20 protein-coding genes and 2 pseudogenes are annotated in these 24,916 nt (G+C 73.0%); 17 read left to right on the top strand and 5 right to left on the bottom strand.

Features of this window, described 5'->3' with window-relative positions; translation table 11 throughout:
• Nucleotides 1-3: 3 nt before the first annotated feature.
• Nucleotides 4-909, top strand: coding sequence for an endolytic transglycosylase MltG (gene mltG, locus AC067N_RS28650; RefSeq protein WP_478681766.1), 906 nt, complete (start codon nucleotides 4-6; stop codon nucleotides 907-909).
• A gap of 86 nt (nucleotides 910-995) precedes the next feature.
• On the opposite strand, the gene AC067N_RS28645 is transcribed toward mltG, so the two are convergent.
• Nucleotides 996-2,129 (bottom strand): NAD(P)-binding domain-containing protein, encoded by a 1,134-nt coding sequence (locus AC067N_RS28645; RefSeq protein ID WP_478681765.1) that lies wholly within the window; start codon nucleotides 2,127-2,129, stop codon nucleotides 996-998.
• Nucleotides 2,130-2,256: 127 nt separating this feature from the next.
• Between AC067N_RS28645 and AC067N_RS28640 the strand changes: the two genes are divergently transcribed.
• Nucleotides 2,257-2,679 carry a secondary thiamine-phosphate synthase enzyme YjbQ gene (locus AC067N_RS28640; protein WP_478681764.1) on the top strand — a complete coding sequence of 141 codons (423 nt, stop codon included), beginning with the start codon at nucleotides 2,257-2,259 and terminating at the stop codon, nucleotides 2,677-2,679.
• A 73-nt stretch (nucleotides 2,680-2,752) separates the two neighbouring features.
• Here the strand turns inward: AC067N_RS28640 and AC067N_RS28635 are convergent.
• Nucleotides 2,753-3,664, bottom strand: a pseudogene (locus AC067N_RS28635) (alpha/beta hydrolase); the annotation flags it as partial.
• A gap of 219 nt (nucleotides 3,665-3,883) precedes the next feature.
• On the opposite strand from AC067N_RS28635, the gene AC067N_RS28630 reads away from it, so the two are divergent.
• From AC067N_RS28630 to AC067N_RS28595, 8 genes are all read left to right on the top strand, one after another.
• Nucleotides 3,884-6,268 (top strand): SpoIIE family protein phosphatase, encoded by a 2,385-nt coding sequence (locus tag AC067N_RS28630; RefSeq protein WP_478681763.1) that lies wholly within the window; start codon nucleotides 3,884-3,886, stop codon nucleotides 6,266-6,268.
• A gap of 235 nt (nucleotides 6,269-6,503) precedes the next feature.
• A complete protein-coding gene (locus tag AC067N_RS28625; RefSeq protein ID WP_478681762.1) occupies nucleotides 6,504-7,640 on the top strand; it encodes a YihY/virulence factor BrkB family protein in 1,137 nt (378 codons plus the stop codon).
• An 82-nt stretch (nucleotides 7,641-7,722) separates the two neighbouring features.
• Entirely contained in the window at nucleotides 7,723-8,223 is a 501-nt protein-coding gene (locus tag AC067N_RS28620) for a phosphatase PAP2 family protein (protein WP_478681761.1), read from the top strand.
• 47 nt (nucleotides 8,224-8,270) lie between these two features.
• A complete protein-coding gene (locus AC067N_RS28615; RefSeq protein WP_478681760.1) occupies nucleotides 8,271-9,254 on the top strand; it encodes a cyclase family protein in 984 nt (327 codons plus the stop codon).
• A gap of 126 nt (nucleotides 9,255-9,380) precedes the next feature.
• Nucleotides 9,381-12,248 carry a SpoIIE family protein phosphatase gene (locus tag AC067N_RS28610; protein ID WP_478681759.1) on the top strand — a complete coding sequence of 956 codons (2,868 nt, stop codon included), beginning with the start codon at nucleotides 9,381-9,383 and terminating at the stop codon, nucleotides 12,246-12,248.
• Between the two features lie 192 nt (nucleotides 12,249-12,440).
• Nucleotides 12,441-13,991, top strand: coding sequence for a sugar ABC transporter ATP-binding protein (locus AC067N_RS28605; protein WP_478681758.1), 1,551 nt, complete (start codon nucleotides 12,441-12,443; stop codon nucleotides 13,989-13,991).
• Nucleotides 13,988-15,085, top strand: coding sequence for an ABC transporter permease (locus AC067N_RS28600; RefSeq protein WP_478681757.1), 1,098 nt, complete (start codon nucleotides 13,988-13,990; stop codon nucleotides 15,083-15,085). Before AC067N_RS28605 ends, AC067N_RS28600 begins: the two co-directional genes overlap by 4 nt.
• Before the next feature lie 52 nt (nucleotides 15,086-15,137).
• Nucleotides 15,138-16,301, top strand: coding sequence for a substrate-binding domain-containing protein (locus tag AC067N_RS28595; RefSeq protein WP_478681756.1), 1,164 nt, complete (start codon nucleotides 15,138-15,140; stop codon nucleotides 16,299-16,301).
• 132 nt (nucleotides 16,302-16,433) lie between these two features.
• On the opposite strand, the gene bla is transcribed toward AC067N_RS28595, so the two are convergent.
• Entirely contained in the window at nucleotides 16,434-17,375 is a 942-nt protein-coding gene (gene bla, locus AC067N_RS28590) for a class A beta-lactamase (RefSeq protein WP_478681830.1), read from the bottom strand.
• A gap of 164 nt (nucleotides 17,376-17,539) precedes the next feature.
• Here bla and AC067N_RS28585 point away from each other — a divergent pair, with 164 nt between their 5' ends.
• The 3 genes from AC067N_RS28585 to AC067N_RS28575 all read left to right on the top strand — a co-directional run bounded on the left by AC067N_RS28585 (nucleotide 17,540) and on the right by AC067N_RS28575 (nucleotide 20,976).
• Entirely contained in the window at nucleotides 17,540-18,445 is a 906-nt protein-coding gene (locus AC067N_RS28585) for a LysR family transcriptional regulator (protein ID WP_478681755.1), read from the top strand.
• The gene (locus tag AC067N_RS28580; protein WP_478681754.1) at nucleotides 18,442-19,392 is read left to right on the top strand and encodes a serine hydrolase; all 951 of its coding nucleotides are present in this window, start codon (nucleotides 18,442-18,444) and stop codon (nucleotides 19,390-19,392) included. The genes AC067N_RS28585 and AC067N_RS28580 overlap by 4 nt, the downstream gene beginning before the upstream one ends.
• Before the next feature lie 201 nt (nucleotides 19,393-19,593).
• Nucleotides 19,594-20,976, top strand: a complete 1,383-nt coding sequence (locus AC067N_RS28575; protein ID WP_478681753.1) for an LCP family protein — start codon at nucleotides 19,594-19,596, stop codon at nucleotides 20,974-20,976.
• Nucleotides 20,977-20,992: 16 nt separating this feature from the next.
• Here AC067N_RS28575 and AC067N_RS28570 read toward each other — a convergent pair whose 3' ends face one another.
• The gene (locus AC067N_RS28570; RefSeq protein WP_478681752.1) at nucleotides 20,993-21,823 is read right to left on the bottom strand and encodes a DUF4394 domain-containing protein; all 831 of its coding nucleotides are present in this window, start codon (nucleotides 21,821-21,823) and stop codon (nucleotides 20,993-20,995) included.
• Between the two features lie 344 nt (nucleotides 21,824-22,167).
• On the opposite strand from AC067N_RS28570, the gene AC067N_RS28565 reads away from it, so the two are divergent.
• From AC067N_RS28565 to AC067N_RS28550, 4 genes are all read left to right on the top strand, one after another.
• Nucleotides 22,168-23,382: a PucR family transcriptional regulator gene (locus AC067N_RS28565; RefSeq protein ID WP_478681751.1), complete on the top strand. Its 1,215-nt coding sequence runs from the start codon at nucleotides 22,168-22,170 to the stop codon at nucleotides 23,380-23,382.
• A 50-nt stretch (nucleotides 23,383-23,432) separates the two neighbouring features.
• A complete protein-coding gene (locus AC067N_RS28560; RefSeq protein WP_478681750.1) occupies nucleotides 23,433-24,071 on the top strand; it encodes a phosphoribosylanthranilate isomerase in 639 nt (212 codons plus the stop codon).
• A 71-nt stretch (nucleotides 24,072-24,142) separates the two neighbouring features.
• Entirely contained in the window at nucleotides 24,143-24,559 is a 417-nt protein-coding gene (locus tag AC067N_RS28555; RefSeq protein ID WP_478681836.1) for a hypothetical protein, read from the top strand.
• On the top strand, nucleotides 24,457-24,687 hold the full coding sequence (locus AC067N_RS28550) for an Orn/Lys/Arg family decarboxylase (protein ID WP_478681829.1): 231 nt from the start codon (nucleotides 24,457-24,459) through the stop codon (nucleotides 24,685-24,687). The genes AC067N_RS28555 and AC067N_RS28550 overlap by 103 nt, the downstream gene beginning before the upstream one ends.
• On the opposite strand, the pseudogene AC067N_RS28545 reads toward AC067N_RS28550, so the two are convergent.
• Nucleotides 24,685-24,912 (bottom strand): annotated as a pseudogene (locus tag AC067N_RS28545) (GTP-binding protein); the annotation flags it as partial. The gene AC067N_RS28550 and the pseudogene AC067N_RS28545 overlap by 3 nt on opposite strands.
• Nucleotides 24,913-24,916: the final 4 nt, after the last annotated feature.

Below are 24,916 nucleotides of genomic sequence, written 5' to 3'. Positions count from 1 at the left end.
CGCATGCAGATGAACACTCCGCCACGGAGCACGATTCGACTGACACGCCGGGGCCGGGCCGCCCTCATCGCGACCGGAGCGGTCGTGGCGGCCGCCGCCGTGGCGGTGCCGCTGCTGAGCCTGGACAGCGGTGAAGGCGGGGCCGAGCGGCCCGCGTCCCTGGTGATCCCGGAGGGCTGGCGAGCCGGACAGGTCTACCAAGCCGTCGACAAAGCGCTCGGCCTGCCCGCCGGATCCACGAAGAAGTCCCTGCCCAAGGCCCGGCTCTCGCTTCCCGAGGACGCCCAGGGCAACCCGGAGGGCTACCTCTTCCCCGCGACGTACCCCCTGGCGAAGAAGACGACGCCGGAGTCGCTCCTCACGTTCATGGTCGAGACCGCGCACAAGAAGTTCAACAGCGGCCAGGTCACTGCCGGGGCTCAGCGCAACGCGATGAACGTCTATCAGGCGGTCACGATCGCCAGCATCGTGCAGGCCGAGGCGGCGACCAAGGAGGACATGGGCAAGGTGGCCCGGGTGGTGTTCAACCGCCTGGAACGCGGGATGCCGCTGCAGATGGACTCCACGCTCAACTACGCGCTCAAGCGCTCCACGTTGGACACGAGTGTCGCCGACACGAAGATCGACAGCCCCTACAACTCGTACCGTCGCATGGGACTGCCGCCCACGCCGATCACCAACCCGGGCGAGGAGGCGATGCGGGCCGCGACCAGTCCGCCGCCCGGTGACTGGCTGTACTTCGTGACGGTCAAGCCGGGCGACACCCGCTTCACGGCCAACTACGAGGAACACCTGCGCAATGTCGCGGAGTTCAACCAGCGCCGCCAGAAGCAGCCGTCGGCGTCCCCGGGAGCGACCAGCGCACGCCCCTCGCCGGCTGCGGGCAGAGACGCGACGGCTCACCCCTGACCCGCGCGAAGGCCGCCGCGGCGCACGGTGCGGTGGGACCTCCGGCCCCGGCCTCCCGGCCGTACGCGTACGAGGACCTGCTGGGTTCAGACGGCGGCGGTCCGGGCGGTGACCGGCGCGGTTCGGGCGGTGACCGATGCGGCTGGGGCGGTGACCGGCGCGTCCGCCAGGAGCCGTCGGATGTCCCTGACCGCGGCGCGGCCCGCCCGGTTGGCGCCGATCGTGCTGGCCGAGGGGCCGTACCCGACCAGATGGACGCGGGGGTCGACGGCCGCGCGGGTGCCGTCGACGCGGATGCCGCCGCCCGGTTCACGCAGCCGCAGCGGGGCGAGGTGGTCGATGGCGGCGCGGAATCCGGTCGCCCACAGGATGACGTCCGCGTCCACGCGGCGCCCGTCGTCCCACTCCACGCCGTCCGGTGTGATCCGGTCGAACACCGGCAGCCGGTGCAGGACGCCGTCCGCGATGCCCCGCCGGATCGCGTCGCTGAGCGGCAGCCCCGTCACCGACACGACGCTCTTGGGCGGCAGGCCCTGCCGGACCCGCTCCTCCACGAGGGCGACGGCCGCGCGCCCGGCGTCCTCGTCGAACGGGCCCTCGCGGAAGACGGGTGGACGCCGGGTCACCCATGTGGTCGCCGCGGCGTAGGGCGCGAGCTCCAGCAGATGCTGTGTCCCGGACGCGCCCCCGCCCACCACGATCACCCGCTGCCCCGCGAACTCCTCGGGGCCGGGGTACTGCGCGGTGTGCAACTGACGGCCCCGGAACGTCTCCTGGCCGGGGTAGCGCGGCCAGAACGGCCGGTCCCAGGTGCCGGTGGCGTTGATCAGCGCCCGCGTCGACCATGTGCCGTCGGAGGTCTCGACGAGCAGTCGGCCGGCCTCGCCCTCGCGCACCGCGCGCACGTCCACGGGGCGCCGTACCCGCAGGTCGAAGGTGCGCTCGTAGGCGTCGAAGTACTCCCTGACGACCTCTGAGGAGGGCCGGGCCGGATCGGCGCCCGTCAGCTCCATGCCCGGCAGGGCGTGCATCCCGTGGACCTTGCCGTAGGTGAGCGACGGCCAGCGGAACTGCCAGGCGCCACCGGGCCCGGGGGAGTGGTCCAGCACCACGAAGTCGCGATCCGGTTCGAAACCGGTGCGCCGCAGGTGGTAGGCCCCGGCCAGTCCGCCCTGACCGGCGCCGATGACGACGACCTCGACCTCGCGCGTATTGTTCACGCTTCTACTAACCAGGGGCGGGTCCTGGATCTTCCCCGCACCTCACGGCGCCGGAACCGGGAGCTGAGTGTCGCTCGGCGGGTGGTCGCTGCCGTGTCGCCGCCTCGGGGTGCGCGAGGATGGAGTCATGTCCGATGCCTTCACCACCCGAGTCCTGAACGTCGTCTCCGGCTCCCGTGAGCGGGTCGTCGACCTCACCCGCGACTGCGAGGCGTTCCTGCGCGAGGCGGCCGCCGGCCGGGACGGCCTGCTCAATGTCTTCGTCCCGCACGCCACCGCCGGCATCGCCGTCATCGAGACGGGCGCGGGCAGCGACGACGATCTCCTCGCCGCCCTCCACACCCTGCTGCCCGCCGACGACCGCTGGCAGCACCGCCACGGCAGCCCCGGCCACGGCCGCGACCACGTCCTCCCGGCGTTCGTCCCGCCCCACGCCACGCTTCCCGTCGTCGGCGGCAGCCTCCAACTGGGTACCTGGCAGTCGGTCTGCCTCGTCGACACCAACAAGGACAACCCCGACCGCCGGGTCCGGTTGAGCTTCCTCGGCTGAGGGGCGCCCGCCGGGGGTTACGGGACGCCCCTCAGCACCTCCTGTTGTGGCGGTGGCCGCCGGTCCGCGTCGCTCAGCCGGTGGACCGTTCGCAGGTGACGTCGGTGAGCGGCAGACGACCGGTGGCCAGATAGGCGTTGACCGTCGCGTCGACGCAGCGGCTGCCGAAGACGCCGTACACGGCGTGCTGGTCCGCGTCGCGGAGGGTGACGAGGCGGGAGGAGGGCCACATGCGGCGCACCGTCCGCGCGTTCCGGTAGATGGTGCGCGGGTCACCGGTCGCGTTGACCAGCAGGGCCGGCAGGTCGTCGCGGATCGCGGTCGGGCGCTCGCGCGGCGGGTCCCAGAAGGCGCACGGCCCGATGGTGTGGGTGACGGGGCCGAACAACGGGTCCTGCGCGCGGGCGCGTTCGACGTCACGCCAGTACACCTCGGGGGAGCGCGGTGCGGACACGTCCCCGCACAGGATCGCCGCCTGGACGCTGCCGTACGCGGAGGCCGATGCGTCCAGCAGGAAGCCGAGCGTCGCGGCGAACCCCGGTGAGGGGGTGACCGGGTGGCCGTCGGCGGCGCGCCGCATGTCCCGTACGGCCAGGGCGAGATCGGCGTAGGCGTCGTCGTTGTCCTGGGAGAGGCCGCTGAAGACGACCACGGGCAGCACATGCTCGTCCACCCGGTGGTCGCCGATCACCAGCGGGGCCCGTCCGGCCGCCGCCCGGACGCCGTCCAGGACCGCCAGCACCTCGTCCCGGGTGCGGCCCAGACCGTACGCCGAGTCGCGGGCGGCCGCCCAGGTGGCCCAGCCCTTCAGGGCGCGCCTGTTGGCCGACTCCGTGCCGCGCAGCAGCCGTGGGCTGTAGCGGTCGGGGGCGGCGAGGCCGTCCAGGACGACGCGGTCGGTGCGGCCGGGGAACATCGTGGCGTACACCTGGCCGAGGTAGGTGCCGTACGAGTAGCCGAGGTAGGAGATCCGGCGTTCGCCGAGCCGGACGCTGCCGCCGGGGGCCGCGCCCCGGTCCCGGCAGGGCGCTCTCGTTCCGCGGCACCACGACAGGGTCCGGTCCGGCACTTCCCGGGTGTGGTGCCCGACCAGCCTCCCGCGCGCCGTGGGGAGTGCCCGGCGCACAATGAACCCGGGAAGCAGTGCGAGCAGTCGATCTCACGGAGCAGCCCACGGCGGCTCCGGTCGTGGAGAGAAGGAACGATGGGCGAGCACGGTGTCGCCTCGGCCGCGGTGGACGCCAGAGGGGTGATCGTCGCATGGAGCGGCGGCGCCCGTGACCTGCTCGGCTACGGGCCGGAGCAGATGCTCGGCCGACCGGCCGTCGAACTGCTCACCGACCCCCTGCCCGCGTCGGCCAGGCGCCGCCTCGCCCGGCGCAGCGAGTGGCGCGGCCCCGTCTACACCCGGCACCGCGACGGCCACCGCCTGGAGCTGGAACTGGTGGCCCACCCCTTGACGGACGCGGCGGGGGAGGTCCAGTGGTTCGTGACGGCCACCGTCCTGGAGACCGCGGCCCGGCTGAGGGGCCTGGCCCTGGACCAGCTCCCCGTGCCGATCGCGCTCTTCGACCAGGACGGGCTCGCCGTGGCCACCAACTCCGCAATGGAGGGGGTGATGGGCAGGCCGGAGAAGGACCTGCTCGGCCGCCGGGTGGGGGAGTCCATGGACGGCACGCGCAAGCTCCCCGGCTTCGAGGGGCTCGACGCCGCGGTGCGCCGCGTCCTGCGCACGGGTCGGCCGGTGCCGTACGAGGCATGGCTGCACGCACCCGGCGAGACCCGCGAGCACGCCTGGCTGGTGTCGCTCAGCCCGCTCAAGGACGACCGGGGCGCGGTGCGCGGCATGTGCCTGGTGGCGCTGGACAGCACCGAGCAGTTCCTGGCCCGCCGACGGCTGACCATGGTCAACGAGTCCGGCGGCCGCATCGGCTCCACCCTGGACGTGACGCGCACCGCCGAGGAACTCGCGGAGGTGTGCACCGACTACTTCGCCGACTTCGTCATGGTGGACCTGCTGGACTCGGTGCTGGCCGGCGAGGAGGACCCCTTCCTGCCCGGCGCCGGCCCGCTGCTCTTCCGCCGCACCGCCCAGCGGTCCGTGCTGGAGGGCTGCCCCGAAGCCGTGATCCCGGTCGGCAGCCGCCACACCTACGACGAGAGCTCACCGCCGGGCCGCGCCCTGACCACCGGCCGAGCCCTGCTGTACGACGTCGACGACATCACCCGGCGGCTGTGGGTCGCGGACACGCCCGCGCGGGACCGCAGCATCGGCGCCCACGGCATCCACTCGCTGATGGCGGTGCCGCTGCGGGCCCGCGGTGTCACGCTCGGCCTGTCGCTCCTCGCCCGCCACCGCACCCCGGAGCCCTTCACCGAGGACGACCTGATGCTCGCCGAGGAACTGGCGGCCCGCGCCGCCGTGTGCGTCGACAACGCCCGGCGCTACACCCGCGAGCACGCCATCGCACTCGGACTCCAGCGCAGCCTGCTGCGCCACCACGCGCCCCGGCAGGCCGCCGTGGAGATCGCCTCCCGCTACCAGCCGGCGAGTTCCCGTGCCGGGATCGGCGGCGACTGGTTCGACGTCATCCCCCTGTCCGGCGCGCGTGTGGCGCTCGTCGTCGGCGATGTCGTGGGCCACGGAGTGCAGGCATCCGCGACCATGGGCCGACTCCGGACCGCCGTGCGCACCCTGGCCGACGTGGACCTCCCCCCGGACGAACTGCTCACCCAGCTCGACGACATCGTCCTGCGCCTGGACACCGAGACCACGGCGGACGGCGACGACGGCGACAGGCCCGGCGAGATCGGCGCAACCTGCCTGTACGCCGTCTACGACCCCGTCTCGCGCCGCTGCTCCATGGCCCGGGCCGGGCATCCGCCGCCCGCCCTGGTCGCCCCGGACGGCGAGGTGGAGTTCCTCGACCTGCCGACCGGGCCGCCGCTGGGTGTGGGCGGGCTGCCGTTCGAGACGGCGGAGTTCGACCTCGCCGAGGGCAGCGTGCTCGCCCTGTACACCGACGGCCTCGTCCACGCCGGCCACGACATGGACGACGGGCTCACCCTGCTCCGGGAGGCCCTGCGCGGCAAGAACCGGCCCTTGGAGGAGACCTGCGACGGTGTCCTGCGCGGCCTGCTGACGGAGCGTCCCGCCGACGACGTCGCACTGCTCCTGGCCCGCACCCAGGGACTCGCCGCCGACCAGGTCGCCACCTGGGACATCCCCGCCGACCCCACGTTCGTCGCCCAGGCCCGCAAGCTGGCCTGCGACCAGCTCGCGGCCTGGCAGCTGGGCGACCTCTCCTTCGTCACCGAGCTGATCGTCAGCGAACTGGTCACCAACGCCATCCGCTACGGCGACGCCCCCGTGCAGCTGCGGCTGATCCGCGACGCCACCCTCATCTGCGAGGTGTCCGACTGCAGCAGCACCGCCCCGCACATGCGCCGGGCGCGCGCCTTCGACGAGGGCGGCCGCGGCCTCCTCCTGGTCGCCCAGCTCACCCGGCGCTGGGGCAGCCGCCACACCCGCACGGGCAAGACCATCTGGGCCGAACAGGCACTGCCGGACGAGGCGCGGGCCCCATGATCACGCTGCCGGTCACCTGCGGCCACCCGTCGTCCGCCGCCCGCCCGGCTCCCGCTCCTCGACCGACTGCCGCGCAACGCCGGCGGCAAGCCGCCCGCGTCTCCTCACACGGGCGGCGGCGGCCGTGGGCTCGACAGGACGATCGTCGTGCCGACGATCCCCGGCCGACGGCCGGGGATCGACATTTCTGCTCAAACAAGCGCATAGGCGCCCGGTGCACGGATACGCGTGGCGCATGGTGCGGACACTGAAACGGCTCAGAAGGCATGGCGACCACCACGCGCACGACCGTGAGGGCGACGCCGTGGAGGAACGGGTGGACCGGGGGGCACCGGAGGAGCAGCCCCCGGGTTCGCCGGAGCGGGCTCGGCGGGCGCCCGAGGAGCAGCACACCGTCGGTCCGGACGAGGAGGTGGAGCGGCGGGCGCCGGACCAGCCGACGCAGGTGCTCAAACGCTCCTGGTCGGCGGTGCTCAAGGGAACCCTGAAGGAGTTCAAGGACGACGAGCTGACCGACCGGGCCGCGGCCCTGACGTACTACGGGATCCTCTCGCTCTTCCCGGCGCTGCTGGTGCTCGTCTCCCTGCTGGGGATCACCGGCCGGTCGGCGACCCAGCAGGTGCTGGACAACATCCAGAGCCTCGCGCCGGGCTCCGCGCGGGAGATCCTCCAGGACGCGGTGCGGCAACTCCAGGGCAACGCGGGGATCGGCTCGGTCATGGCGATCGTCGGTCTGGTGCTGGCGGTGTGGTCGACCTCCGGCTACGTCGCCGCGTTCATCCGCACCGCCAACGCCGTCTACGACATCCCCGAGGGCCGCCCCGTCTGGAAGGTGCTGCCGATCCGGGTCGCCGTGACGGTCGTCCTGCTGGTCCTCGTGGTGATCAGCGCGCTGATCGTCGTGTTCACCGGGGCCCTGGCCCGCGAGGCGGGCTCGGCGCTGGGCATGGGCGACACGGCCCTGACCGTGTGGTCGATCGCGAAGTGGCCGGTGCTCGTGGCCCTGGTCACCGTCATGATCGCGCTGTTGTACTGGGCGACCCCCAACGCCAAGGTGCGGGGCTTCCGGTGGGTGACGCCCGGCAGTGTTCTCGCGCTGCTGATCTGGATGGTCGCCTCGGCCGGGTTCGCGGTGTACGTGGCGAACTTCGGCTCGTACAACAAGACGTACGGCACCCTCGCCGGTGTGATCGTCTTCCTGGTCTGGCTGTGGATCACGAATCTGGCGATTCTGCTCGGCCTGGAGTTCGACGCGGAGCTGGCCCGTCAGCGGGCCGTCGCGGGAGGCCACCCGGTGGAGGAGGAGCCCTATGTGCAGCCGCGTGACACCCGGAAATGGACCGACGAGGACCGGCGGCGGCTTCGCACCTGAGCACTCATGAGCGTCGTGCGCGGCGGACGGGCGGCCGACCCGCGACCGCGGCCACCCGGCTGCCTCGGGACGGCGCGGCCGGGTGGCCGCGGTCGCCGGTGTGACGGGCCTGACGACGGCACTGCTCCTGTCCGGCCCGGTCGACGAACAGCTGTACCGGCGCCGCCGACCGCCCCCGGAGTGGGCGGTCGGCGGACGGTGGGGGCAGCCGCGCCGACGTCCCCGGGGTCGCCTGCGGCGTCGACGCCCGTTCCGGGACCGCCCGGGGAGTTCCTCCTTACCCTCCGGGCACACGGCCGCTGCCGTCGCCTTCGCGGGTGCCGCCTGGTCGGGGTGGCCGCCCGTCGGCGCGACGGACGGGGCGCCGACGGGGCCGGCGGCCGTCGAACGCGTGCACAGCCGGGCGCGCTGTCCCTCCGACGTGGCCGCCGGCGCCGCGACCGGCCTGGCCTCGGCGGCCCTCGTCCGAACGGTCCCCGACCGCTGTCGCGGCGAATGCTCTGACCGGTGCAGCGTGGTTCTGTGGATCCCGCCGGTGCCGTGGGGCCGCGGCGTGTGGGCCGCCCGCGGGCGGCAGGTGTGACCAGCGGTGCCGGGGAGGGCCGGTGACCGTGAGTGTGGGGAGTGCCGATGAGTCCGACGTCCGAGACCCCGCCTCCCGAGCGGGCGGCCAACCGCGACGGCGACTGCGCCGGGAACGGCCCGGCCGTCTCCCGGCAGGAGTTCGACCGGCTCTTCGAGGCCGTCCGGACCTGGGGCCGCTGGGATCCACCCGACAGGGGCGCGTGGAACCGGGTGACCCGGCAGCATGTGCTGCGCGCCGCCGGGCTCGTGCGCTCGGGGCGCGTCGTCCCGATGGCGCTGCCCTGGAACACCCGGCCGGGCCCGGACAACCCGAAGCCCGCCCTGCACCACATGACCGACCTCGGTGACGTGGAGAGCCCGGAACCCACGACCCACAAGGACTTCCTCGCCGCGGACTACCACGGCAAGGGCGTCACCCATCTGGACGCGCTGTCCCACATCGCCTACGGCGGGCGGCTCTACGGCGGCGGGACGGCCCGCGAGTGCGTCGACGCGGCAGGCGCCCGCTTCGGCGCCGTGGCCGCGCTCGGCCCCCTCGCCACCAGGGGTGTGCTGCTCGACCTGCCCGCCGTCCTCGGCGTCCGCTGGCTGGAGCCGGGGCGAGCCGTGCACGCGAAGGACGTTCTCGCCGCGGAGAAGGCACTCGGGGTGACGATCGGCGAGGGCGACGCCGTGCTGCTGCGCTCCGGTCAGGTCCGCCGCCGCAGGGAACTCGGCGCCTGGGACCCCGACGCGGCGAGCGCCGGGTTCCACGTGGACGCCGTACCGCTGCTGGCCGAACGGGGCATCTCCCTGCTCGGCGGGGACGGCGACAGCGACGTACGGCCCTCGCCGGTGCCCGGGGTGCACTCGCCGGTCCACGCCCTGGCCGTGACCGCGATGGGGGTGCCCCTGCTGGACAACCTCGATCTCGAGGCGCTCGCCGTGGCCACCGCGGAGGCGGGCCGGTATGCGTTCCTGCTCGTCGTGGCCCCGCTGAACGTCCCCGGCGGGACCGGCTCGCCCGTCAACCCGGTCGCGGTCCTGTGACCGACCGCTCTCTTCGTCACCCTGGGCGCACACCAGCCGACCGTGACTCGTGTTGCCGATGCCCGTATCCTCGTCAATGCCAGATACTTCCGATAAGCGGATTATTTAGGCGCGTGTGAGGCGAGAGTGGTCCGTTCCGACGGTGAGCCGATACTCACGGGGCGTGCGGCACAGGGCACGGGACCCGCCCGTTTCCGTGAGCGGTTTCTCCAGGGTGAACCTGTGGAGACCGGTGTGCGGACGTCCATCCTGCACTCCTGGCGTCGCTCCCGGTCCCTGGGGCTGTCGCCGGACCAGTCCGAGCTGCCCTTCAGCGACGACTTCGACCCCGACTGCCGTATCGTCCGCGCGGCCACGCCGGTGCTGGACCGGCTGCAGACCAGGTTCGCCGGCAGCACCATGAACATCTCCCTCGCCGACGGGAACGGGACGGTGCTGATGCGGCGATTCGGCCGGGCGTCGATGGCCCGGAGCCTCCCGCCGATCCAGACCGTACCGGGCTTCGTCTTCGCCGAGCGGTTCGCCGGCACCAACGGCATCGGCCTCGCCCTGGCGGAGCGGCGGCTCATCGGCGTCTACGGCGCCGAGCACTTCGCCGAACGCTCCCAGGGCAACGCCTGCCGGGCCCTCCCCGTCCGCGATCCGCTGAGCGGCCGTATCGAGGGCGTCCTGTGCTTCGGCTATCCCCGCAACGCCGAGGACCCGGCGCTGACCCCGCTGATCCGTAAGGCGGCCGCGGCCATCGAGCGGCGGCTGCTGGCGCAGAGCTCCGCCCGCGAGCGCTCGCTGCTCCAGGCGTACACGGCGGCCGAGGCCAAGGCCGGCGGCGGCCTGCACCACAGTGTCCACATGGACGCCCTGGCCCTCGAACTCGGCCCCGGCGACCGGGCGATCCTCATGGAGACGGCCGCCCGGCTGATCTCCCGCGCGCAGCGGGCGGCCGTCGACGTGGCCCTGCCCGACGGCCGGCGGATCACCCTCGTGAGCCGACCCGTGACGAGCGCCTCCGGAGTGGAGGGCGTGGCCATCGAGGCCGTCCTCCCCGGCCCCTCCCGGCCGCTCCCGGACATCACGCGCCAGATCGGGGAGCTCCGAGAACCCGCCCCCGTGCCCACCGGCCTCCTGCCGCTGGACGGCGTCCCCCTGGTCGGGGTCCCCGCCGGGTCCGCCGGCACCGGAGCCCTCGCCCCGCACGGTCGTGTCCCCGGCCCCGCGGCGACCCCCGCAGGCGTGCGCCTCGACGTCGACGGAGCCCCGGACGGCCGTCCGGGTGGCCCCCCGCCCCCCGCCCGAAGGCTGCTGATGCTGGGGGAGCCGCACGTCGGGACCTACGCACTGGAGGCACGACGCCGCCTGGAGTTGCTGTCGGAGACCGGCGCCCGCATCGGCACCACCCTCGACGTGCGCCGCACCGCCCAGGAACTCGCCGAGACGATCGTCCCGCGTCTGGCCGACCACGTCACCGTCGACCTGGCGGAAGCCGTCCTGCGCGGTGAGGAGGCCACCGACCCCCGTACCGACCTGCGCCGCACGGTGGTTCACGGCATCAGCGAGGACCCGCCCCTCAGCCCCGTGGGCAAACAGGCCGAGTACGGACCGGCCGCGCCCCAGCTGCGCTGCCTGTCCGCCGGGGAAGCGGTCCTGGAGCCCGATCTGGCGAGCGCCGCCGACTGGCTCGCCCAGGACCCCGAGCACGGCGATCGGCTGCTGCGCCACGTCCGCTCCCTCATCGCGGTGCCCCTGGTCGCACGCGGTGTCGCCCTGGGCGTGGCCACCTTCTACCGGGCCCACGAATCCGCGCCCTTCGACGACGACGACCGCCGGCTGGCCCAGGAACTCGCCCACCGCGCCGCCCTGTCCATCGACAACGCCCGGCGCTACACCCGTGAACGCACCATGGTGCTGGCCCTCCAGCGCAGCCTCCTCCCGCACGGGGTGCCCGACCAGGGCGCCGTCGAGGTGGCCCACCGCTATCTGCCCGCCGAGTCCGACGTCGGCGGCGACTGGTACGACGTCATCCCGCTCTCCGGCGCCCGCATCGGCCTCCTCGTCGGCGACGTCGTCGGCCACGGCATGTTCTCCGCCGCCACCATGGGCCGGCTGCGCACGGCCGCCCGCAGCTTCGCCGAACTGGACTTCCCGCCTGACGAGGTCCTCACCCACCTCGACAACCTCGTGGGCCGGCTGGACCGCGACGACCCCGCATCCGACGGCGCCGGCATCATCGGCGCGACCTGCCTCTACGCCGTCTACGACCCGACCACGCAGCTGTGCACCATGGCCCGTGCCGGCCACCCGCCGCCCGCGCTGGTCCGCCCCGACGGCACCGTCTCTTTCCCCGATCTGCCCGCCGGGCCCCCGCTCGGCCTGGGCGGCCTGCCCTTCGAGGCCGTCGAACTCCACCTCCCCGTGGGCAGCGAACTGGTCCTCTACACCGACGGGCTCATCGAGGACCGCAGCCGCGACGTCGACGTGGTCCTCGACCAGCTGAGCACCGCCCTCTCCCAGGCCGGGCGCACACCGGAGGAGACCTGCCGGGCGGTCCTCGACACCGTGGCGCCGGCCCACCCGGCGGACGACATCGCCGTGGTCGTGGCCCGCACCCGCGCCTTCGACCCCGACCGCATCGCCACCTGGGAGCTGCCCGCCGACCCGGCCCGCGTCAGCGAGGTCCGCGCCTCGGCCATGGGCAGGCTCGCCGAGTGGGGTCTCCACGAGGCCGCCTTCGCCGCCGAGCTGATGCTCAGCGAGCTGGTCACCAATGCCGTCGTCCACGGCAGCGGACCCATCCGGGTCCGGCTGCTGCGCGACCGCTGTCTGATCTGCGAGGTCTCCGACACCAGCAACACCGCCCCGCACCTGCGCCGGGCGGCCAGCACCGACGAGGGCGGCCGCGGTCTGTTCCTCGTCGCCCAGCTGGCCCAGAGCTGGGGGACGCGTTACACGCCCGAGGGCAAGGTCATCTGGGCCACCTGCGGGCTCGACGGCGTCTGAGGTTTCGGGCGCCGGTGTCCCGGACGCCGGAGACCGGCGACCGAGGCATCCGGGCTCCCTTCCGCGGAGGGCCCGCCGTTCCATCCGGGAGCGACACCGGGCGGTGAAATGCCTGAATTATTGTGATACATGCGGCTACTATCGCTGACGCGAGTCGTGAGGAACTCGTCAGGCCGACCCCCGGAGCTGTCCGTGCACGACGTTCACGACACCTCTGCGCAGGAGGTCCCCGCCGACGGGAGGGAACCGCTGGTCCGCATCCGCGGGCTCGCCAAACGGTTCGGCGGGACCGTCGCGCTGGCCGGGGTCGACCTCGACGTCCACCCCGGCAGCGTCCTCGCCCTCCTCGGACCCAACGGAGCCGGCAAGTCCACCCTCATCAAGGTCCTCGCCGGCGTCCACCACGCCGACGCCGGACGGATCACGGTCGACGGACACCCGCTCGGCAGTCATGCCGCCGCCCACCGCATGTCCTTCATCCACCAGGACCTCGGCCTGGTCGAGTGGATGACGGTCGCCGAGAACATCGCCCTGAGCACCGGGTATGCCCGCCGGGCCGGGCTTATCTCCTGGCGCCGGACCCGGGAGCGCTGCACCGAGGCCCTGCGGAGCGTCGCCGGACATCTCGACCCCGACACCACCGTCTCCCGGCTCGCCCCGGCGGAGCGCTCCCTGGTCGCCGTCGCCCGCGCCCTCGCGGCACGGGCGAGGCTCATCGTCCTGGACGAGCCGACCGCCCGCCTCCCCGCCGCCGACTGCGCCCGGCTCTTCCACGTCCTGCACACCCTGCGCGACCGGGGGCACGGCATCCTCTACGTCAGCCACCGACTGGACGAGGTGTACGAGGTCGCCGACTCCTTCGCCGTCCTGCGCGACGGCCGCCTCGTCCGCCACGGCCCCCTGGCGGGCCACAGCCCCGTCCGCCTCGTCCGTGACATCACCGGCGAGGAACCGGCCGACCACCCTCCGGACCCGGTCCGCACCGACGGCCCGCCCGTCCTGCTGCTCGACGGCGTCCGGACCGCCGGAGCCGACCCCGTCGACCTGGACCTGAGGGCCGGGGAGGCCGTGGGCCTGGTCGGGCTCTCGGGCGCCGGACACATGGACCTCGGCCGGGCCCTCGCCGGTGCACGGCCCCTCCTCGGCGGCCGGGCGCTGCTCGCGGGCCGCCCCTACCGTCCCCGGACGGTAGCCGACGCGGTGGCCCGCGGGGTCGCCTTCGTGCCCGGCGACCGGCAGCGCGAGGGCTGCCTCACCGAGCTGACCGTCCGGGAGAACCTCCTGGCCAACCCGGGCGCGGCGGGCCGGTCGGCGACCCCGCGCTGGATCCGGCCCAGCCGAGAACGCGCGGACGCCCTCACCCTGATCGACCGGTTCTCCGTCCACCCCCGGGACAGCGAGGCCGTCATCGCCACCCTCTCCGGCGGCAACCAGCAGAAGGTCATGCTCGGCCGCTGGCTGCGCACCACACCCCGTCTGCTGATCCTGGAGGAGCCCACGGCGAGCGTCGACGTCGGGGCCAAGGCCGCCATCCACCGGATGCTCGACGAGGCCCTCGCCCGGGGCCTCGCCGTCCTGTTGCTCTCCACCGACTTCGAGGAGGTCGCGGGGGTCTGCCGGCGCGCCCTGGTCTTCGTCCGCGGGACGGTGACGACCGAGCTGAGCGGCCCCGCCCTGACCGTTTCGGCACTCACCCGGGCGGCCTCTGCCCTGCCCCCCGCCCGAACCGCCACGAACCCATGACGGCCCAGCCCTCCCGGCATCCGCCCGGGCCGCGCCGCCGGAACCCGCTGAGCCGGGCCGGGCAGCCCGCCCGCCCGCCCCGCCGCGGTGGACACCTCGTCGGCGCCTACGGACTGCTGGTCCTCACCGGCCTGCTCTACCTGGTCTTCTCCCTCACCCTGCCCCGCACCTTCCCCACCCTGGACACCCTCGACTCGATCCTGTCCACACAGTCCATCCCGGCAGTCCTCGCCCTGGCCGCGATGGTCCCGATCGTCACCGGCGCGTTCGACCTCTCCCTCGGATACGGCCTCGGACTGGCGCACGTCATGGTGCTGCACCTCATCGTCGACGCGGGCTGGCCCTGGCCGCTCGCCTGCCTCGCGGTGATCGCCGGGGGAGTGGCCGTGGGCGTCCTCAACGGCGCCATCGTCGAGTTCGGCCGGATCGACTCCTTCATCGCCACGCTGGGCACCGGCAGCATGATGTACGCCGTGACCGGCTGGATCACCGACGGCGGGCGGATCGTCCCCGGCCCGGAAGGCCTGCCGGCCGGCTTCACCGACCTCTACGACTCCACCTTCCTGGGCCTGCCGGTCCCCGCCTTCTACGTCCTCGCGCTCACGGTCGCGCTCTGGGTGGTGCTGGAACGGCTGCCGCTCGGCCGGTACCTGTACGTCGTGGGTTCCAACCCGTGCGCCGCCGACCTCCTCGGCATCCCGGTCCGCAAGTACACCGTGTGCGCCTTCGCCACCTCGGGCCTGATCGTCGGCTGCGCGGGCGTCCTGCTCGCGGCCCAGCAGCAGATCGGCAACCCGAGCGTCGGCCTCGACTATCTGCTGCCCGCCTTCGTCGGAGCCCTCCTCGGTGCCACCGCGATCAGACCCGGCCGCCCCAACCCCCTGGGCACCCTCGTCGCGGTCGCCGTCCTCGCCGTCGGCCTCACCGGGATCGCCCAGATGGGCGCCGAGTTCTGGACGGTCCCGCTGTTCCACGGCGGCACGCTGCTGCTCGCCGTCGGCCTGGCGGGCTACGCCGCCCGCCGCCGACTGCGCACCGGCGCCGTCACCACCGCCGACGCCGCGGCCGTGCCCTCTCGGGAGGGCAGCCCATGACCCGGACCGCGTGTACCGCCACCGAGCTCGCACCCCTCCGCGAGGAGCCCCCGTGCACCACCACCGCACCACCACCCCCGGCACCCGCGCGGCCCGGTCCGCCGCCACTCTCCTGCTGGCCGCGACCTCCGTCCTGGCCGGCTGTGAACGCGGCTCGTCGAGCGGCTCGGGGGACTCCCCCTCCGCCGCGAACGGCTGTCCCGCGGTCCACGCCAGAGCCCAGGACGCCGTCAGCCGGGCGGAGCGGACCGACGTGCCGTGGAACGGGCCGACGAGCGGCCCCACCGCCGTGACGGACCGGACCATCGTCTTCGTCGCCCAGACCATGACCAACCCCGGAGTCGCCGGCGCCGCCGCCGGTGTACGGGAGGCGGCGCGGGTCATCGGCTGGAACGTCCGGGTGATCGACGGCGGCGGCACCCCGGCGGGCATCCAGGCGGCGATGAGCGAGGCCCTGGCCCTCAGGCCCTCCGGCATCGTCATCGGCGGCTTCGACCCCAACTCGACCTCGCAGCAGGTCACCCGGGCGAACGCGGCGGACATCCCGCTCGTCGGCTGGCACGCGGTCGCCTCCCCGGGCCCCAGCAGGCAGCCCCCGCTCTTCACCAACGTCACCACCCGGGTCGAGGCCGTGGCCAGGATCAGCGCCCAGTGGGTCATCGCCGACTCCGACGGGAACGCCGGGGCCGTGATCTTCACCGACGCCTCGATCCCCTTCGCCAGGAACAAGTCCGAACTGATCAGAGAGGAGTTGTCCACCTGCTCGGGGGTACGGCTGCTGGCCTACGAGAACATCCCGATCCCGGACGCGAGCAGCCGCACGCCCCGTGAGGTCTCCTCGCTGCTCTCCCGCTTCCAGGGCCGGTGGACCCACTCGGTGGCCATCAACGACCTGTACTTCGCCGACGCCGCCCCGGCCTTCCGCGCGGCCGGGCGGAAGGGCTCGGGGCGGCCGTTCAACATCGGTGCGGGAGACGGCGACCCCTCCGCGTTCCAGCGTGTCAACAGCCGTCAGTACCAGGCGGCAACCGTGCCCGAGCCGCTGTCCCTCCAGGGCTGGCAGATCGTCGACGAGTTCAACCGCGCCTTCTCCGGCAGCCCCGCCAGCGGATACGTGGCCCCCGTGCACATCACCACCGCCGGCAACAGCGAGGGCGCCACGACCTGGAACCCGACCGGCTACCAGGAGGCGTACCGGAAGATCTGGGGCAGGTGACGATCGGTACACCGTCAAGAGCTGCCACAGCGACCGCACTTGACGCACCGGAACCTTCACGACGGCGTCCTTCCGGGCACCACGCGGCATGCGCTGCCGCGTGGCGCCCGGGCGCCCATGGTGAAAGGACCCCTAACGGCCCAGGCCGTCGACCGCGGCGGTGGCGGCACGGGCGACGAGGGCGTCGCGGCGTTCCGCGTTCTGCTTGCCGCGGCTGGTCATGACCGCCATGACGACCGGGTTGCCGCCGTCCTCGGGCCAGAGCACGGCGATGTCGTTCCGGCCGCCGTAGCCGGCGGTGCCGCTCTTGTCGGCCACGGTCCAGCCGTCCGGGACGCCGGCCCTGACGAGTGTGCCGCCGGTCCGGTTCGTCTCCATCCAGGTACGCAGGAGCGCGCGTTCGTCCCGCTTCAGGGCGTCGCCGAGGAGGAACGCCCGCAGGCTCCCGGCCATCGCCCGCGGGGTGCTCGTGTCACGGATGTCGCCGGGCCTGCCCTCGCTCAGGTCCGGCTCGGGCCGGTCCATCTCGGTGACGTCGTCGCCGAGTTCCTCCAGAATCCTCTCCAGCCCGTCGGGACCGCCGAGTTCGTCGAGGAGCAGGTTGGCGGCCGTGTTGTCGCTGTACCAGAGGGTGGCGGCGCACAGTCCGCTCAGGCTCATCCCGGTCTCGACGAAGTTCTCCGTGACGGGCGAGTTCTCGATGATGTCCTCGCGGCCGTAGGTGACGACCTTGTCCATGCCGGCCTCGCCGTACTTCCGGAGCACGGCGCCCGCCGCCAGCGCCTTGAATGTGGAGGCGTACGCGAACCGCCGGTCGGCGCCGTAGGCCACGGTCCGGCCGGTGCCGGTGTCCACGGCGTAGACCCCCAGCCGCGCGTCGAACTCGCGCTCCAGCTCCCGGAACACGGGAGCGGTGGCCCTGGTGGCCGCCGCCGGTGTCGCGGACCGCCCGGAACCCGCGGCCGGACCCGACGCGGCCCCCTTCTCCTGACCGCAGGCCGGCAGCGCCGCGAGGGCGAGTAAGCAGGCCGCCGCACCGGCGGTACGGCGGTGTTTGCGGAGCGGGAAACGCATGAAGCGAGCCATGGAACGAACCTCCGAGTCGTCGAAGAAGGCGCAGAGGGAATGCCGGACTCCCTGGGGAGACCCCCTCGGTGGAGATCACTGTGCGGCGCGCTCCGCAGCGCGGTCCAAGACGGAGGGGCTCGCATCCATGCCGATTTGGCATAGTGGGGGCCGTGGATCTTGTAGCGGCGTGCCGGGCGTTCGTCCATGTGAGCGAGCACGGCAGTTTCACGGTGGGCGCGGCGGCGGCCCGTACCGCGCAGTCCGTGGTGAGCCGCCGGGTCGCCGCGCTGGAGGAGCGGCTGGGCGACCGGCTGCTGGAGCGTTCCTCGCGGGCGGTGGCGCTGACCCCGTTCGGCCGGGACATGCTTCCGCTGGCGCGCCGGCTCGTCGAACTCGCCGACCGGCTCGACCACGAGGCGGAGGCCGCGCGGCGCAGACCTCTGCGGCTGGCCGTCCCCGCCGACTGCTCCGCCGGGGACCTCGCCCGTCTCATCGCCGAGGCGCACGGCCATGGAGTCCTGCTCGACCCACGTCCCGCCGGGCCGGCGCGACGGGCCGACCTCGTCACGTCCCGCCAGGTCCGGGCCGCGCTGCTGGCGGTGGCCCCGGCGGGGGCGGACTGGACCGTTCGGCTCGGGCTCGCGGTCGGCGACGAACCGAGCGGCGGGCCCCTCTACCTGGACACCCTGCGCCCGGGCCGAGCGGACCGCGACCGGCGGGCCCGACGGGTCTGGCTCCCGCCCGAGGACGACGTCCCCCATGTCAGGGACCGCCTGGCCCGGCTCGGCGACGCGGTCGGGCTGCTTCCGGCGCAGCTGGCCGTCGCCCCGTCCCTCGCCGCCGCCGCGGCGGACGTACTGAGCCGGGGCGACGCCCTGCTCTGCTCGGCCGCGCAGGCCCGCGAACTCGGCCTGCACTGGCGCCCCGTCGGTGAACTCGGCGCGGGCTTCGCCCGGGGCTTCTCCCTGGTCCTCGCCGACGCCGCGGACGCCGAAGCCGGCCGCCTGCGTCGGGCGTGCGCCCGGGGCATCGCCCGGTGCCTCGGCGCCACCGAGCACGCCGAGGCGGTCGCGTGACCACGAGAACCGAACGACTCCTGGGAGAACTCCGCCGGACGCTCGGCGACGGCGGTCTGTACGGGTCGTTCCTGGTGCGGGACCTGGAGACGGGCGAGGAGATCGGGATCGACCCGGACGTCCCGTTCCCCGTCGCCTCCCTGGTGAAGGTCCCCCTCGCGCTGGCCACCCTGGAACGCATACGGCGCGGGGAACTGGACGGCGCCGACGTCATCGAGGTGCCGCCCGGCCGGATCACCACCCCGGGGCCCACCGGCCTGTGCCGGTTCCGCCACCCCGCCCGTATCGCCGTCGACGACCTGCTCTACCTCAGCACCGGCATGAGCGACAGCAACGCCGCCGACGCCCTCTTCGAACTCACCCCGCCGTCCCGGGTCGAGGCGTTCCTCAGGCAGTGGGGGCTGCGCGGCCTCTCCGTACGCCACACCATGCGGGAACTGATGGAGACCCCCGTGGAGCGGTTCGACACGGCCGACGAGCATCTCGCGTACGCCCTCGCGATCGACGCCGGTACGCCCGGGCGCGGCCACCGGGTGCCACAGCTCGACGTCTCGCACGCCAACTCCGGCACCGCGCGGGCGTGTGTCGACCTCCTCCAGGCGGTGTGGCGGTCGCGGCCGGATCCGACCGACGGCGAGGCCCCCGTGATCCACCCCGAGGTCGCGGCACGGGTACGCGGTCTCATGGCCGACAACGTGGTACGCCACCGGCTCGCCCCGGACTTCGCCACCGACGCCTCCACCTGGTCGTCCAAGACCGGCACCCTGCTCAACCTGCGGCACGAGGCGGGTGTCGTCGAACACGCCGACGGCCGGAGCTACGCGGTGGCCGCCCTCACCGAGTCCCGGGTGGCCGCCCGCATCCAGCCCGGCGCCGACGCGCTCATGGGCCAGGTAGCCCGCCGTCTGCGCGACGAACTCCGCGCCCGCTGGGCCCCGCGGGGCTGACCGGTCACCGGGGCCGGCGGGGGCGCGGGATCGAGTGGACGACCGGCGCCGGGGGCGTGGACACCCGGGCCGGGTGAGCCGAGTTGGGCGCCGGTCCGTATCAGTGCGGGGATAGAGTCCTGGAGTTCGGTGATCACAAGTGCCGGGCGTGGAGAGTCAGTCGACCGGCCGGATGCGGCCGAGGCGGGGGGAACGCCGGTGGTGGGTACGGGAAGGCGGCGCGCCGGGACCGGTGGCGGGGGCACGCGGCTCACGCGGCGGGGCAAGATCGTGGGCTGGGTCGCGGGCGTGTCCGCGGTGGCGGTGCTCGGCGTAGCGGGGGTCGGCGCCTGGGTGTACAAGGACCTCGACGACAACATCACCTCCGCCGACGTCGACAACAAACTCGGCGGGAACCGTCCGGTGAACCTCAGCCCCGGATCCAAGAACATCATGGTCGTCGGCTCGGACAGCCGTGACGGCAAGAACGCCAAGTACGGCCGGGACCTGACCACCATGCAGTCGGACACGCTGATGGTGCTGCACATCCCCGCGAACCGGGAGTGGGCGACCGTGGTGTCGTTCCCCCGTGACTCGTGGGTCGAGATAGCGGCGTGCGAGAAGGGCGACGGCGGCACCTCGGGCGCCCACCGGGCTAAGATCAACGAGGCGTTCGCGATCGGCGGTTCCGCCGGCGAGGTGGCCGGGGCCGCCGCCTGCTCCATCAGGACGGTCGAGGCCAACACGGGGCTGCGCATCGACCACTTCATGTCCGTCGACTTCTCGGGCTTCAAGGGCATGGTCGACGCCCTGGAGGGCATAGAGGTCTGCCCCGAGCAGGCGATCCACGACGAGAACGCCCTCCTCGACATGGAGCCCGGCTGCCAGACGGTCAAGGGCGAGACCGCCCTCGGATACGTACGCACCCGCTACGCGGTCGGCGACGGCTCCGACATCGGACGCATCGGCCGCCAGCAGGAGTTCATGGAAGCCCTCGCCGCCAAGGCGAAGTCCAAGCTGACCAGCCCCGGCGCGCTGTACGACTTCATGCAGTCCGCCACCAAGTCCCTGACCACGGACGAGGATCTGGCCGGCATCGACCCGCTCTACGACCTCGCCTCCGAACTCAAGGGCATCCCCAGCGACCGGCTGACCTTCCTGACCGTCCCCAACTACCCGCGCGAGGCGGACGTCCCCAGCGACCGGGCCAACGTCGTCTGGCAGTACCCGCACGCGGCCGACCTGTTCACCTCCCTCGCCAAGGACCGGGAGGTCGACAAGAAGGAGCTCCAGACCCGGGCCAAGGAGGACCTGGTCTACGCCTCGAACGTGCGGGTGCAGGTCCTCAACGGCACCGGGGTCACGGGGCGCGCCGCAGCCGTCGCCGAGAAGCTGCGCGCGGCCGGCATCACCGTCGTCGGCACGGGCAACGCCCCGGAGACCACGGCGAAGACGACGGTCGGCTATCCGCCGGCGCTGGCGAAGCAGGCGAAGGTCCTCACCTCACGCCTGCCCGACGCCCGGGCCGCCGAGGACGCGGGCGCCGCGCAGGGTGTGGTCACCCTCGTCGTCGGAACGGACCTCGACCCCGCCACCCTGCGGTGACCCGGACGGGGAGGGGTCAGCTGCCGGTGAGGCTGATCGCCAGATCCGTGATGTTCAGCGGGAACTGACGGATCGGGGTCGCCTGGCCGGTGAGGAGTTCGACGGTGTAGAGCGTCGGGTTGCTCGCACCCGACGGGGTGAGGGAGGCGAAGGCGGCGTTGCCGACCGTCCGCCCGCCGCTCAGCGTGCTGTAGATGTCCATGCCGGCCTTCAGCTGGGCGTCGATGCCGAGGCTGCCGGCCGGTGCGAGCGTGCCGTTGTTGGCGGGTGACTGGATCACGACCTGGTCGGTGTTCGTGTTGACGTCGAACAGGGTGGTCGCGGTGGCCGCGGTGAGGTCGTTGTTGGTGTACGCGGCGGCGGTGACGCCCTTGGTCGTGCCCTCGATGGGCGGGGTGGTGAGGTTCAGGTCCTGGATGGTCGAGTGGTCGTTCAGGTTGTGCCGCAGGTTCTGGCCGTTGTCGCTGATCACCCGCAGCCGGTCGGCCGCCGGGTTGAAGTCGACGCCGAACGTGGTGCCGTTCAGCGCGTACTGGAGCTGGGACACCTTGGTGACCACGACGTCCTGGGTGGTCGTCGGGATCTTGATGGTGTAGATGCCGCCCTTGTTGCCGACGCCGTACAGCAGTCCGTCCTGCACCCGGAAGTCGATGCCGACCAGGGCCGTGTCACCGCTGAGCCCGGTGATGACCCTGACCCAGTTGAGGACGTCCGGCCGGTCGGTCCAGAACGTGGCCATCAACGTGCCGTCGCCGGTGATCCCGAACGCGCGCAGACTGGGGACGGCGGCGGGGGCGGCCGAGGCGGAGCCCGGTGCGCTCAGCAGAAGCGCCGTCGACGTGGCCATGACCGCCGCTGCCGCCGCGATTCTCTTTCGGATACCTGCTCTCACGGTGTTTCCCTCCCGTTTGGTCATGCGCCGTCGCCCGGCGCGCGGCTGAGGATTTCCGAACCGAATCCCGTATTGATTTCCCCCGGTGATTGCCTGACTCGGGCCCGGAATCGGTCCCCATTAAGCCGACTTCACAGTGCCTCCACAAGTGGAGTCGATGGGTGAGAACGCCCTGATCCGGGAATTTTGCGCACTGTGACAAAAACGCCCCAGGTATCCCGGCAGTGGATTTGCGCAGAGTGATGAAGGGTCCGGATCCGGTCTGTCGGCCTGTTCCGGCACAATGGGATGCTCCTGTCATGGGGAGCCTTTTCGCCGAGCTGGCCCGGCGGGCGTCGGCCAACGCCCGCCGGGAGGTCGAGACGTACGCACGCGAGATCCCGGAGTTCGCGATCCTGGACACGAACCGGCGGGCCAGGGCCGAGACGCTGGACTACGCGGTGTGGCTCCGTCGACGAACCGTCGAACTCTCCCCGGACAACGACGAGTTGAGCGACACCGACCTCGACTCCATCACGTTCATGGGCGAGGTGCGGGCCGATGCGGGAATGTCACCGTCTTCACGACAGCAAGTACTGCGACTGCACACCGCGCTCATGCTGCGTGAGATCAACGAGGCGACCGAGGCGCAGCGTGGCGGCTGCGTGGAAGAACTCATGCGGATGATGAGCTGGTTCGCCCCGCAGGGAGAGCGGGGCATAAGCGCCTACCGGCAGGGATTCGTCACGGTAATGCGACGCCGTTTGCCGTACGTCGAGCAAATCGACCTGTTGGCCCGGTCGCTGATCACCGGGGACCCCATGGCGGCGGAACTCGCCTCGATCACGGGAACCGAACTGCCCGAATACTGCGCGGTGACGGTCGTACGGGTCCCGGACCGCCCCGCCGACGACAGCGCCCTGGATGCCGAGATCGAGGTGCTGGTGAAGAGCCACCGGGTGTTCGTCACCCGACCCGAGGAGAACGGGGAAAAGGGCAGTGAGCTGATCGTCCTGGTGCCGCTGTCCCGGGACCTCGCGCAGACCGCGCCCGCGCATTCCGTGCCCGACCTCGTCGCCGCCCCCGTACGGGACTTCGCCCGGGCCCTCGGCAGGCCCTGTGCCGTCGGCGTCGCCGCCGGGCCCCTCTCCGAACTGGCCGACGCCCTCGACCGGGCCCGGCGAGTCAGCCGGGCGGCCCCGCTGCGCCCGGTGTCCGAGCGGCTGCGGCCGTGCACTGTGGCCGATGTGTTCACCGAAGTCGCCGTCGCGGACGTGCCGTTCGTCGACGAGTGGCTCCGCTCGGTGGTCGGGCGCCTGGAGTCCGGCCCCGACCTCCTCGTCACCCTCGACGCCTACTACCGCCACGACATGCATCGCGGCGCCACGGCCGCGGCCCTCAACGTGCACACCCGCACCCTGGACTACCGCCTGCGCCGGGTACGGGACCTCACCGGCATCGACCCCGGCTCCACGCGCGGCGTGCGCGTCCTCAGCTCGGTCGTCATCCGGCGGCTGTCCGGAGCGTGGGACTGAGGCGTGCACAGTTCCCGGACAGGGCGGTCGCGGGCCCGTCGGCGCCGCCGATGAGGCAGTCTGGGGCGGTGAGCAACTCCAGTGACTTCCTCTTCATCAAGATCTGCGGTCTGAGGACCGAGCAGGACGTCGACACGGCCGTCGAGGCGGGCGCCGACGCCATCGGATTCGTCCTCACGGCCAGCCCGCGCCGCGTCGACGCGGCCACCGCCGCGCGGCTGTGCCGCAGGATCCCGGAGCACGTCCTCACCGTCGGTGTCTTCCGCGGGGAGAGCCTGGACGACGTACGGTCCCTGGCCGCCGAGTCGGGCATCCGGGCCGTCCAGCTGCACGGGTCGGAGGACCGCGGTTACTACGACGCCCTGGCGGCGGACGGCCGGACACTGATCCGCGCCGCCGCGTTCGGCGACGCGGTACCGCGCTGCGGGGAGATGGGCGAGGACATGCTGCTGCTCGACGCGCCCGTGCCGGGCTCCGGCATGGCCTGGGACTGGTCCCGGATGCCGGTGGGCGATCCCGGTGAGAAGTGGCTCCTCGCCGGTGGTCTTACCCCCGACAACGTGCGGAACGCCGTGGACACCGCCCGGCCGTGGGGCGTCGACGTCTCCAGCGGTGTGGAACAGAGCCGAGGCGTCAAGGACCCCGCCTTGATCACCGCCTTCGTCGAGGCCGCCCGCGGCGGGAAGTGATCCTGGAGGCGGCGGTGCGCCGGGCGGAACGGATCCGGGCAACGACCGCTGATCTGCCGGGCCTGCGTCCGATGGGCCAGGAGGTGGTCGAGGGGGGTCCCACCGCGGAGTTCGACCCGCTGAAGCCGGTCGTCGACGTACGGGAGCTGGGCATCAGCTGTATACAGGCCGCCGAGTGGCTGCGGACCCACCGCCATGTGGACGTCGGCGGATCGGACACCTGCCGGATCAGCGCCTCGATCACCCACGCCGACGACGACGAGACCGAGAAGGTGCTGCTCGACTCCCTGCGGGCCCTCGTCGAGGCCGCCGACTCCATCGAACGGCAGCCGCCGGTCCATCTGCCCGAGCCGTCGGAGCTGGAGCCGGAGCAGGCGATGCTGCCGTGCGACGCGTTCTTCGCCGAGGTAGACCATGTGCCCGCCGAGCGCGCTGCGGGCCGTATCGCGGCGAGACGATCAGCCCGTACCCGCCGGGCGTCCCCGTGATCGCCCCCGGAGAAGTGGTCACCGACGAGATCCTCGACTATCTGCGCGGCGGCGTCGAGCACGGCGTCCTCATCCCCGACGCGGCGGACCAGTCGGTCAGGACCCTGCGGGTGGTGGCGCGGCGCTGAGCGTTGCTGCCGGTGCTCGATCTCGTCGTGGTCGGAGACGGTGCCGCCGTCCTCCACGCGGCCCGCCCGGTTGACGGCTCCCGCGGTCAGCGCGAGAGCCTCCACCAGAGTCGTCTTGCCCGAACCGGAGTGGCCGACCAGCACCACATTCCGTACGGACGCGGGGTGGTCGGCCGCCGTAGCCCTGCCGGCGGCCCCGGGGTGTGCGTTCGCCCTGTCGCCCATGATC

The organism is Streptomyces sp. NPDC042364, assembly GCF_056437585.1.
Note: the sequence above shows the minus strand (reverse complement) of the source record. Positions and strands in the feature narration are given on the sequence as shown.